Here is an 11974-nt window from a genome sequence, read left to right as displayed (position 1 = left end):
GAAATCCCCGCGTTTCCAACAAAAAATCCCCGCACCTGACCGCTTCTTGCCGATGGCAGACGAGCGATGCCGACGCACCGCTCGTCTGCCCGTCGTCAGCGATGCACGTCAGCCACGGCATTCCGCCGGCGCGAGATTGGCGGGCAAGCTCGGTGCCTCCGCGGGCGACGGTCCCGCGCCCGGCGCCGGCAACGACGACGCCGCCTTGCCGCCCGCGAAGCATTCCCACGTCAAGGTGCCTGCCTGCACCGATCCGCGCGCAAGCGACACGCGGGCCGTCGGAGTCTCGGCGTTGTCGGGCGTGGATGGCACGAGCACGAGCGTGTTCGATCCTGCTGGCGCGACGCGCGTCGAATAGGCAATCGTGATCTGGCCGTTGTCGCTGTCGATGTGGATCGAGTCGACGTTGCGCGTGCCCGGCGGCGAGGCATATCCGCTTGCGAGATCGGCCGCGCTCGCCGCGTTCTCGGCCACGGCAAGCCGCGCCGATGCCGCGAGCGACAAGCCCTCGCCCACCCGGCTGCGCGCCAGATAATCCTGATACGCGGGAATCGCATACGCGGCCACCACGCCGACGATCGCCAACACGATCATCAGTTCGATCAGGGTGAAGCCTCGCGTCGCCGCGTCGCCGGCAGAGCGCAGCCAGCCGTGCATTGCGCGCCAGGCGCGCGGCGAATTCGTGTTGCAGGTGATCGTTGTCATCGGTACTCCCAAAAGGACAAAAAGCGCCCGGATGCATGATGCAATCTGGACGCTTCGATCTTATTCAGGGAGCTTTAGCGGTGACAGTCGGCCGAATGGCTAACGTGGGGGCCTGGGGTGAGCGTCTTTCGGTAAAGGCCTCAGTGTGAGCCGTTCCGGTCAACGCGATTCGGCGGAGTGCGCCTCAATCACCCCACTGCATAGAACAACCTCACCCCGGCGCCCGTTTTCCACTGGCGAGCGCGCGCCGCTTGATTAGCACGCCCGCCGCGACCACGAAAATCGCGCCCACCGCTCTCGCGATATACCCGACGAGCTCCGTGTTCAGCTCGGGCCATCGATCGATGAAGGGATCGTCGATGATCAAGCCGCCCGCGATCCACCCGAGCAACGCCGCGCCGAAGAGCACGATGACCGGAAAGCGATCGAGCAGCTTCAGCACCAGCGTGCTGCCCCACACGATGAGCGGAATGCTCACCACCAGCCCGAAGACGACGAGCGTGAAGCGATGCCGCGGGTCCGCCGCCTCCGCCGCGCCCGCAATGGCGATGACGTTGTCGAGGCTCATCACGGCGTCCGCGATGACGATGGTCTTGACCGCTGTCCAGAGCTTGTCCGACGCGTTGATCTCGTGCGCGTCGTGGTCGGGCTGCATCAGCTTCACGCCGATCCACAGCAGCAGGATGCCGCCGACGAACTTGAGGAACGGGATATCGAGCAGAAACACCGCGAACGCGATCAGCACGACGCGCAGCACGATGGCGCCGAGCGTGCCCAGCAAGATGCCACGCGTGCGCTGGCCGTCGGGCAAACCGCGACAGGCAAGCGCGATCACGACCGCGTTGTCGCCACCGAGCAGAATGTCGATGACGATGATCTGAAGCACCGCGCCCCAATGGAGCGTCGCAAAAAAATCGAGCATGTAGTAATAAAAAAAGCGAGGAAGCCAACGCTCCCTCGCTTTCTATTCGGCGGTTACGAAAGGATTCGGTAAGAGTACCAAACCCCAGGCCGTTCTGCCGATAAACCCACTTAGATCACCGACTTCAACAGACGACCCATTTCCGACGGGTTCTTCGTGACCTTGATGCCGCACGCGTCCATGATTTCGAGCTTGGCATCGGCCGTGTCCGCGCCGCCCGAGATCAGCGCGCCTGCGTGACCCATGCGCTTGCCCGGAGGCGCCGTGACGCCCGCGATGAAGCCAACCACCGGCTTCTTCATGTTGTCCTTGATCCAGTAAGCGGCGTTCGCTTCGTCCGGACCGCCGATCTCGCCGATCATGATGACGGCGTCCGTTTCCGGATCGTCGTTGAACATCTTCATCACGTCGATGTGCTTGAGACCGTTGATCGGATCGCCGCCAATACCGACTGCCGACGACTGGCCAAGACCCAGCGCCGTCAACTGACCCACTGCTTCATACGTCAGCGTGCCCGAGCGCGATACCACGCCGATGCGACCCTTGCGGTGGATGTGACCCGGCATGATGCCGATCTTCAGTTCGTCCGGCGTGATCGTGCCGGGGCAGTTCGGTCCGAGCAGCAGCGTCTTGCGATTTTCGCGGCGCATGCGGTCCTTGATTTCCAGCATGTCGCGAACCGGAATGCCTTCCGTGATGCAGATGGCGAGATCGAGATCGGCCTCGACGGCTTCCCAGATCGCGGCGGCGGCGCCCGCGGGCGGAACGTAGATCACCGATACGGTTGCGCCCGTTTCGGCCTTCGCTTCCTTGACGCTCGCGTAGATGGGGATGCCTTCGAAATCTTCGCCGGCCTTCTTCGGGTTCACGCCCGCAACGTACGCTTCGCGGCCGTTCGCGTATTCGCGGCAGGCGCGCGTATGGAACTGACCGGTCTTGCCGGTGATGCCCTGCGTGATGACCTTCGTGTCTTTGTTGATCAGAATCGACATGTAGTGACCTCTGTTCGTTTGGCGTCGCGACGCTTTCTCATATGGAAAGCCCGCGCCGCCATTCGTGTCTGGTGGAACGCTCTTGTCAGACTAGGAAGCGGGCGCGCTTACTTGCCTTCGGCCGCCGCGACGACCTTCTGCGCGGCTTCTTCCATGCTGTCGGCGGAGATGATAGGCAGACCGGAGTCCGCGAGCATCTTCTTGCCGAGGTCTTCGTTCGTGCCCTTCATGCGCACGACGAGCGGCACCTTCAGGTCCACGGCCTTCGACGCGACCATCACGCCTTCCGCGATCACGTCGCAGCGCATGATGCCGCCGAAGATGTTGACGAGGATCGCCTTCAGGTTCGGATTCTTGAGCATCAGCTTGAAGGCTTCGGTTACCTTCTCGGTCGTGGCGCCGCCGCCGACGTCCAGGAAGTTGGCCGGCTCGCCGCCGAACAGCTTGATGGTGTCCATCGTGGCCATGGCCAGACCCGCGCCGTTCACGAGACAGCCGATGTTGCCGTCGAGCGAGATGTACGCGAGGTCAAACTTCGACGCTTCGACTTCAGCCGGATCTTCTTCGTCGAGATCGCGATACGCGACGATTTCCGGGTGACGGAAGAGCGCGTTCGCGTCGAAGTTGAATTTGGCGTCGAGCGCGATGACCTTGCCGTCGCCGGTCAGGATCAGCGGGTTGATTTCCGCGAGCGATGCATCCGTCTCGTAGAACGCCTTGTAGAGACCTTGCAGAATGGTGCGTGCTTGCGGCAACGATGCGTCTGGAATGCCGATCTTGCGGGCGAGGTCGTCCGCTTCGGCGTCCTTCAAGCCCGTGGCGGGATCGACCGGCAGCTTGTGCAGCAACTCGGGCGTCTTTTCCGCGACTTCCTCGATGTCCATGCCGCCTTCGCTCGACGCCATCACGACGACCTTCTGCGATACGCGGTCGAGCACGAGGCCGACGTAAAGTTCCTTCTTGATGTCCGCGCCTTCTTCGATCAGAAGACGGTTCACCTTCTGGCCCTCGGAACCGGTCTGGTGCGTGACGAGCTGCATGCCGAGGATCTGGTTCGCGTATTCGCGGACCTGATCGATCGACTTCGCGACCTTCACGCCGCCGCCCTTACCACGGCCGCCAGCGTGAATCTGCGCCTTGACGACCCATACCGGGCCGCCCAGCTCTTCCGCGGCCTTGACCGCATCATCCACCGAGAACACGGGTTTGCCGCGCGGGACCGCGACGCCGAATTTCCGCAGGATTTCCTTACCCTGGTACTCGTGAATCTTCATGCGTGATTCCTTCAGTCTGAGAGTTGGAGTGAACTTCGATTTGCTGAACCGCTGATTTCATCGATTCTTGTTTGAATGCTGATCGCCGCGTGCGCGCTAGGTGTCGCGCGGCTTGGTGTCGTTTGTGCCTGCGCGCTCGAACCAGCGCGGATAGTACTCCTCGACCGCGGGGCCGTCGAAGCGCAATGCGTGACAGCGCCCGAGTTGAAACGGCGGTGTGTCCGATGCTGCCTTTGCGTCCTTCGAATCGAACGGATTGCCCGATTCGGTGTTCCAGACCTGACCCGCGAATCCCTGGATGGCGACAGTCGGAAGGACGGCGCACAACTCGGTGAGATGCGTGCAAGCAGCCGCGCCGCCAATACGCTGATTGACTTCGCGGCGAAAGTTCTTGAGGAGATTGAGCCCGATGAGCGAGCGATAGGCGGGATTGGACTCGGCGCAGAGACCAGCATAAGGCGCCCACTCCGAGGACGCTTCTGCGTCGACGATAGTGAGTTCGCGGTCGATGGTAATGCGTAGCCAGAGTTCATGGATTGGCTGACCGTAGGGCCGCACGCCCGTCACGAGTTGAAAGTCGCGCGTCTTCTCGTCGGTTAGGACGGCTTCGATGTCCCATAGGCCGTCATCTCGCTCGAACGCTTCAATCCGAATCGCGCGACGATGGCGCAATTGTCGGGAAACGGGCGGGGAAAGAGGCATGCTGGACCAAAGCCGGAACGGGAAAACCGTGGAATTTTAGCATATTGGGTATTTCAAGCCGGGGATGACTCAGGCACCAGAAACGTGCGCGGGGAAAGCTTGAAAGCCTGTGCTTATTAACGCTTCGGCGCGGTGCGGGATTTTCTTCCCGCCTCGGAGCTTGCATGCACATGGTCGTTTGGAATCACTTCTTACTTTGGTGGACTAGAAGCTCAACACGCGGATGTGGAAACATGAGCCCGGCCTCTTTGCATGCGCGCAAAACCTGAAATTACTCAGAGGTCGAAATCCGCCAGCACGATGAGGCAAGCGCGTGGAGCATGGAATAATTAACCTAACGCTTCGCGTGTGAATGGTTTTGAACCACGTCGTGATGGAATGCGGCTTCGCCATGAGTCCAGCACGTGAAAGCACGAATAGATGCACATGGCGCTCGGGCAATCACATGGCGCTCGAATGCGCCCGCACTAAACTAGACGGCGTTCGCCATCAATCGTCGATGACTTCGTCGGTCCAGTCTTCGTCGCTTCCCTTCAACACCTTGCTGATCGTGCTCATGGAAAAGCCGCGCGCCGCGAGAAAGCGCGCTTGCTTCGCACGCTCCGCGGGCGTTTCTGGTACGACGCCGTACTTCCTCTCCCATACGGACTGCGCTCGCGCGGTTTCGGTCTGCGCGAGTTTGTCGGCAGTTTCGCCGATGAGCGTCTCTCCCACTGCATGACGCTTCAATTCGTGGATGATCCGGCTGCCGCCCATGCGCGCCGCTCTTCGATGCACGACGCTTTCGACAAAGCGCTCGTTCGAGAGCCAGCCGTCACGTTCGAGGCTATCGAGCAGTGTTTCGAGCGAATCGGCTTCTTCGACGTAGGGTCGCAACTTGCGCGATAACTCCGCGCGGCTATATTCCCGACGAGACAGGTAAGCAAGCGCGCGTCCTTTAAGCGAACGTTGCGGACGCTTGGAATCTTTGACTTCGGCAGCGGAAGTTTTGCGAGCGCGTTGACTTGAACGGCTGTAGACCGATTCGGATGCTGTGTTGACGCCTACATCCGGCGTGCACTGCTCGAAGGGCTCGAAAGGATCGGCGTCTTCGAAGGCGTCGATTGCAGATGATTGGTTTGGATTGGCAATCCGGCTTGCCAAGGGTGACGCGTTCTGCGCACGGTTGGTCGCCAGAGTCGGCGTTTCCACTGCCGGCTTGGAGGTTGCGTTTCTCGACGGTGCGTTGCCCTCACGAATGGACGCTGCCTGCATCAGCAACGCGCGGGCTTGCTCCAGACGCGCCCGGCGATCTTCGGACGACGGTGTCTCACTTTCCCGGACAGCAGCAGCATCAACATCGGCCGCCCTTGCGTCCAACTCAGCAGCATCACGCGCATTCACCGGCAACTCTCGCCGCCAGCCACCACGCAACGCCTTCGTCGAATCGCGCGACTGAGTGTCACGCGACTGGGGATCACTCGCGCCATTCGGATCATCAGAACCAGCAGACCGCCCGAACCTTCCGTCCGTTCTGCCAGCCTTCGATCCGAACCGGCGCTTCAACATCGTCAGTGACCAAGTGAGTATCTAAACAACGAGACGACGACCACGTAACGATTAAGCGACAACTCACTCGTCCGCCACCGTGGCGCCCGGCGCCACGGCGTCAGCCATTGCCGCCACGCCGAGCGATTCGCGGATCTTGTTCTCGATCTCGCGGGCGATGTCCGGGTTCTCGCGCAGGAATTCGCGCGCGTTGTCCTTGCCCTGACCAATACGCTCGCCGTTATAGCTGTACCAGGCGCCCGCCTTGTCTACCAGCTTGGCCTGCACGCCCAGGTCGATGATCTCGCCCTGACGCGAAATGCCTTCGCCATAAAGGATGTCGAAAATGGCTTCGCGGAACGGCGGCGAGACCTTGTTCTTCACGACCTTCACGCGCGTTTCGTTGCCGATGACTTCGTCGTTCTTCTTGATGGAACCAATACGGCGAATGTCCAGGCGCACCGACGAATAGAACTTCAGCGCGTTGCCGCCCGTGGTGGTTTCCGGGTTGCCGAACATCACGCCGATCTTCATGCGGATCTGGTTGATGAAGATGACGAGGCAGTTCGTACGCTTGATGGTGCCAGTCAGCTTGCGCAGCGCTTGCGACATCAGGCGCGCTTGCAAACCAGGCAGCGAGTCGCCCATTTCGCCTTCGATTTCCGCCTTCGGCACGAGCGCCGCGACGGAGTCGATGACGATCATGTCGATGGAGCCGGAGCGCACCAGCGCATCCGCGATTTCCAGTGCCTGCTCGCCCGTGTCCGGTTGCGAGATCAGCAGTTCCTGCGCATTCACGCCGAGCTTCTGCGCGTATTGCACGTCGAGCGCGTGTTCTGCGTCGATAAACGCCGCCGTGCCGCCGACCTTTTGCATCTCGGCGATCACCTGCAGCGTGAGCGTGGTCTTGCCCGACGACTCGGGCCCGTAGATTTCCACGACACGGCCGCGCGGCAAGCCGCCGACGCCAAGCGCGATATCCAGACCGAGCGACCCTGTCGAGACCACCTGAATGTCTTCCACCACCTCGCCTGCGCCGAGCCGCATGATCGACCCTTTGCCGAATTGCTTTTCGATCTGCGCGAGCGCGGCGGCCAATGCCTTGCCCTTCTCCGCAGTCATGCCAGCCGGGCCTTTCTTGCTTTCTTCCATGAATCGTCCTTTGCTATGATGAACGGCGTCTGAGGCGGGTGCCGGCAAGCTCGAAACGAACTCGAGCCCGTCTGTAGCACTCCCGCAGACACTGTATAAAAAAACAGTAGTTTTTGCAAGCCCGATCGCGCGACGCAGTCTTTTTTCCACGCCGCGCGCACCGCGCAAAAACCGCAAAACACCTGGAGACCGCCGCGCCGGGCGAAATGCGGTGTCGGCAATGACTGCGCTTTGCCGCGCACGAAGGCGCACAACACGATGCGAATCCTCATTGCCGAAGACGACAGCATACTCGCGGACGGTCTCATTCGATCACTCCGCCAATCGGGATACGCCGTCGACCATGTGAAGCATGGCGTCGAGGCAGATACCGCCCTTTCGCTGCAAACTTTCGACCTCCTGATTCTCGATCTCGGCCTGCCGCTCATGCCCGGTCTGGAGGTGCTGCGCCGCCTGCGCGCACGCAATTCGCAGATGCCGGTTTTGATCCTGACGGCGGCCGACAGTGTCGACGAACGCGTGAAGGGACTCGACCTCGGCGCCGATGACTATATGGCCAAACCCTTCGCGCTCAACGAGCTCGAAGCGCGCGTTCGAGCGTTGACGCGACGCGGCGCGGGTGGCGGTCCGACTGTCGTGAAGCATGGTTCGCTGGCGTTCGACCAGGTCGGACGCGTCGCGCATATCGGCGAGCAAGTCGTAGACCTGTCCGCGCGCGAACTCGGCGTGCTCGAAGTGCTGCTCCAGCGCATCGGGCGGCTCGTGTCGAAGGAACAGCTCGTGAATCATCTGTGCGAGTGGGGTGAAGAAGTAAGCAACAACGCAATCGAGGTGTACGTGCACCGCTTGCGCAAAAAAATCGAAGCGAGCGGCGCGCGCATCATCACGGTGCGCGGGCTCGGCTACACGCTGGAAAAAGCCGTCGCCACCGTCGACAACGGCGCCGTTGCCCAACCCGCGGCGAGCGATTCCCTGCCCGCCAGCCCTCAATACAAGTAGCCGCGCATGGCGTCGCCCGTTTCCACCGAACCAAGCGAAGCCCGGCACGGACACGACCACGCCGCCACCGAAAGCGACACCGACGCCAAGCGCGACGCGCGCTACGCCAACCCGTTCGCGCCTCCCGACGAACTCGAACCCGACAACGAAACGCATCCGCGCTCGCTCTTCGGCGAGATTCTCGACTGGATGCTTGCGCCGCTTCTGCTGCTCTGGCCGATGAGCATCGCGGTGACGTATCTGGTCGCGAAGTCGATTGCGAACGGTCCGTTCGACCGCGCGCTCGAAGCCGACGTCTACATGCTCGCGCGCCAGATCCAGCCGGTGAACGGCGTCGCCGAACTGCGTCTACCCGATGTCACGCGCGATTTCCTGCGCGCCGACAACGTCGACAGCGTGTTCTTTCAAGTGCTCGGCACGCGCGGCGAACTGGTCGGCGGCGACCGTGACATGCCCTTGCCGCATGACGACGATCGTCCGCAGCCGGGCATCGTCGAATTTCGCGACGACGCCCTGCGCGGCAACGACATTCGCGTCGCCTATACGACGGTCGATGTGCCCGGTCTCGCGCCGGGACGCGATCCCGCCGAGACGCAGCCGGTGCTCGTGCAGGTCGCCGAGACGCTGGACAAACGCAGCCAGCTCGCCAACGACATCATCAAAGGCGTGATCCTGCCGCAGTTCGTGATCCTGCCGCTCGCCATCGTGCTCGTGTGGTTCGGCCTCTCGCGCGGGCTCGCGCCGCTGCACGCGCTGCAGTCGAACATTCGCGCGCGGCGTCCGGACGACCTCTCGCCGCTCGAAGCGGCCCGCGCGCCGCCCGAGATCGCGCCGCTCGTGGCGTCGTTCAACGATTTGCTCGTGCGGCTCGAACAGAACATGGAGTTTCAAAAGCGCTTTATCGCCGATGCCGCGCATCAGATGAAAACGCCGCTCGCCGGCCTGCGCATGCAGGCGGAGTTTGCGTTGCGCCAAGAGGTATCGACGGAAGTGCAGCGCTCGCTCGAACAGATCGCCACGAGTTCCGAGCACGCGGCGCGGCTCGTCACGCAATTGCTCGCGTTGGCGCGCGCGGAAAATCGCGCGACGGGGCAGATTTTCTCGCACGTCGAACTGACCGATCTCGCGCGGCTCGCCGTGCGCGACTGGGTGCAGGCGGCGCTCGCGAAGGGTATCGATATCGGTTACGAGGAGCCCGCGTATCCCGTCGAAGTAGAGGGCAACGCGGTGATGCTGCGTGAATTGCTGTCGAATCTGATCGATAACGCCATCCGCTACACGCCTCCGAACGGACGCGTGACCGTGCGCGTGCGGACCGGCGAGCACGATCTCGATCACGTTCATCTCGAAGTGGAAGACACCGGACTTGGCATTCCGAGCGCCGAACGCGAGCGCGTGCTCGAGCGTTTCTATCGCATTCTCGGACGCGAGGGCGACGGCAGCGGCCTCGGTCTCGCCATCGTCAAGGAGATCACGGCGATGCACGGCGGCACGCTCGTCATCGAAGATCATGTGTATCAGGAAGCGCCGCGACTGGCTGGAACGCTGGTTCGCGTGAGCTTACAGCGGGTTTTTCCTATGCGGGACAAACCCTGAGCCCGCCCAGCGCCCAACACCTCGACAAACAACATAAAACGCGCATTGACGCAAGAATGAGCGAGATAAAAAGAAAATAGCAGATGGTTAGCCGAAGATGTACTTTATGCGCCGATTCGACACGCATCCGAGCGAGTCAGAACGCCGTAAGTTTTCGTTCCAATAATCGTTGCACCGGAGCGCCTCGGGCGTTTCCGACACGTACGCGAATTCAAAACAGGAGACGATTCATGGCTACGGTTGAGGGGCGCATTTCCCACGCACCGATGACGAGCGAGGAAAGGAAGGTCATCTTCGCTTCGTCGCTCGGCACGGTGTTCGAGTGGTACGACTTTTATCTGGCGGGCTCGCTTGCCATCTACATCAGCAAGACGTTCTTCTCGGGCGTCAATCCGACCGCTGGCTTCATCTTCACGCTGCTCGGCTTCGCGGCGGGTTTCGCGGTGCGTCCGTTCGGCGCGATCGTGTTCGGGCGGCTCGGCGATATGGTCGGGCGCAAATACACTTTCCTCGTGACCATCGTCATCATGGGTTTGTCGACGTTTCTGATCGGCTTCCTGCCCGGCTACGCGACCATAGGCATTGCGGCGCCGGTCATCTTCATCGCGATGCGCTTGCTGCAGGGCCTCGCGCTCGGCGGCGAGTACGGCGGCGCGGCGACCTACGTCGCGGAGCACGCACCGGCCAACAAGCGCGGCGCATGGACCGCGTGGATCCAGACCACGGCGACGCTTGGCCTTTTCATTTCGCTGATCGTGATTCTGGCGGTACGCACGATGGTTGGCGAAGAACAGTTCGGTGCCTGGGGCTGGCGTATTCCGTTTCTCGTATCGATCCTGCTGCTCGCGGTGTCGGTGTGGATTCGCATGAAGCTGCATGAATCGCCGGTGTTCGAGCGCATCAAGTCCGAAGGCAAGACTTCGAAGGCGCCGCTGACCGAAGCGTTCGGCGAATGGAAGAACCTGAAGATCGTGTTGCTGGCGCTGTTCGGTTTGACGGCGGGTCAGGCGGTCGTGTGGTACACGGGGCAGTTCTACTCGCTCTTCTTCCTCACGCAAACCCTCAAGGTCGATGGCACCAGCGCGAATATCATGGTCGCGGTGGCGCTTTTGATCGGCACGCCGTTCTTCGTGTTCTTCGGGTCGCTGTCGGACCGGATCGGCCGCAAGCCGATCATCATGGCGGGCTGCCTGATCGCCGCGTTGAGCTTCTTCCCGCTCTTCAAGGCGCTCGCGCACTACACCAACCCGACGCTCGAAGCCGCCACGCAGAAGTCGCCGATTGTCGTGATCTCGAATCCGGACGAGTGCTCGTTCCAGTTCAATCCGGTGGGCACGTCGAAGTTCACGTCGTCGTGCGATATCGCGAAGAGCGCGCTGTCCAAGGCCGGTCTCAACTACGAAAACGTCGCGGCACCGGCGGGCACGCTCGCGCAGATCAAGGTCGGCGAAACGGTGGTGAACACCTACGACGGCAAAGCGGCCGACGCGAAGGCGCAAGGCGCGGCCTTCGACAAGACGCTTGCTGGCACGTTGAAGAGCGCGGGCTACCCGGCGAAGGCCGATCCGGCGCTCATCAACTGGCCGATGGCGATCGTCGTTCTGACCATCCTCGTGATCTTCGTGACGATGGTCTACGGCCCGATCGCGGCAATGCTGGTCGAGATGTTCCCGGCGCGGATTCGCTACACGTCGATGTCGCTGCCGTACCACATCGGCAATGGCTGGTTCGGTGGATTTCTTCCGGCGACGGCCTTCGCTATCGTCGCCGCGAGAGGCGATATCTATTCGGGCTTGTGGTATCCGATTGTGATTGCGCTGGCGACGTTCGTGATCGGCATGTTGTTCGTCAAGGACACGCGCAAGACGAATGTCTATGACGAAGATTGATGACGATGGTGCTTTCCTGGCGCTTTCCTGCCGCTTGAATAAAACGAGCGGCAGGGGTTGACAGCGGTTTCACCTATCGCCATAATCTCGCTTCTTTCGGCGAATTAGCTCAGTCGGTTAGAGCGACGGAATCATAATCCGCAGGTCCGGGGTTCGAATCCCTGATTCGCCACCAGCATCACGAAAGCCCTGACTTGTCAGGGCTTTTTTCATTTC

General features: G+C 61.6%; 10 protein-coding genes and 1 tRNA gene. 4 read left to right on the top strand and 7 right to left on the bottom strand.

Going from position 1 to position 11974, the window contains the following annotated elements:
* Positions 1-108 precede the first annotated feature (108 nt).
* The 7 genes from NCT04_RS02745 to recA all read right to left on the bottom strand — a co-directional run bounded on the left by NCT04_RS02745 (position 109) and on the right by recA (position 7274).
* Positions 109-705, bottom strand: coding sequence for a pilin (locus NCT04_RS02745; protein WP_502800649.1), 597 nt, complete (start codon positions 703-705; stop codon positions 109-111).
* Positions 706-916: 211 nt separating this feature from the next.
* Positions 917-1627: a TerC family protein gene (locus NCT04_RS02740; RefSeq protein WP_244827137.1), complete on the bottom strand. Its 711-nt coding sequence runs from the start codon at positions 1625-1627 to the stop codon at positions 917-919.
* Positions 1628-1737: 110 nt separating this feature from the next.
* On the bottom strand, positions 1738-2619 hold the full coding sequence (sucD, locus tag NCT04_RS02735; protein WP_159835338.1) for a succinate--CoA ligase subunit alpha: 882 nt from the start codon (positions 2617-2619) through the stop codon (positions 1738-1740).
* Between the two features lie 107 nt (positions 2620-2726).
* The gene (gene sucC / locus NCT04_RS02730) at positions 2727-3893 is read right to left on the bottom strand and encodes an ADP-forming succinate--CoA ligase subunit beta (RefSeq protein WP_244827136.1); all 1167 of its coding nucleotides are present in this window, start codon (positions 3891-3893) and stop codon (positions 2727-2729) included.
* 96 nt (positions 3894-3989) lie between these two features.
* Positions 3990-4595 carry a DUF2889 domain-containing protein gene (locus NCT04_RS02725; protein WP_250463302.1) on the bottom strand — a complete coding sequence of 202 codons (606 nt, stop codon included), beginning with the start codon at positions 4593-4595 and terminating at the stop codon, positions 3990-3992.
* Positions 4596-5084: 489 nt separating this feature from the next.
* Complete coding sequence (recX, locus tag NCT04_RS02720; RefSeq protein ID WP_502800648.1) at positions 5085-5849, bottom strand: recombination regulator RecX; 765 nt, start codon at positions 5847-5849, stop codon at positions 5085-5087.
* 357 nt (positions 5850-6206) lie between these two features.
* The gene (recA, locus tag NCT04_RS02715; protein ID WP_284502972.1) at positions 6207-7274 is read right to left on the bottom strand and encodes a recombinase RecA; all 1068 of its coding nucleotides are present in this window, start codon (positions 7272-7274) and stop codon (positions 6207-6209) included.
* Positions 7275-7532: 258 nt separating this feature from the next.
* Here recA and NCT04_RS02710 point away from each other — a divergent pair, with 258 nt between their 5' ends.
* From NCT04_RS02710 to NCT04_RS02695, 4 genes are all read left to right on the top strand, one after another.
* Entirely contained in the window at positions 7533-8273 is a 741-nt protein-coding gene (locus NCT04_RS02710; RefSeq protein ID WP_244827133.1) for a response regulator transcription factor, read from the top strand.
* A 6-nt stretch (positions 8274-8279) separates the two neighbouring features.
* Positions 8280-9869, top strand: a complete 1590-nt coding sequence (locus NCT04_RS02705; RefSeq protein ID WP_250463298.1) for a sensor histidine kinase — start codon at positions 8280-8282, stop codon at positions 9867-9869.
* A gap of 230 nt (positions 9870-10099) precedes the next feature.
* The gene (locus tag NCT04_RS02700) at positions 10100-11758 is read left to right on the top strand and encodes an MFS transporter (protein WP_244827131.1); all 1659 of its coding nucleotides are present in this window, start codon (positions 10100-10102) and stop codon (positions 11756-11758) included.
* Positions 11759-11856: 98 nt separating this feature from the next.
* Positions 11857-11933: transfer RNA gene (locus NCT04_RS02695), tRNA-Met, on the top strand.
* The last annotated feature ends 41 nt before the right edge of the window (positions 11934-11974 follow it).

Origin of the sequence: Caballeronia sp. GAFFF2, assembly GCF_023631485.1 — a bacterium.
In the GTDB taxonomy this organism is placed as follows: Bacteria; Pseudomonadota; Gammaproteobacteria; order Burkholderiales; family Burkholderiaceae; genus Caballeronia.
This window is presented reverse-complemented; position numbering and strand designations above follow the sequence as displayed.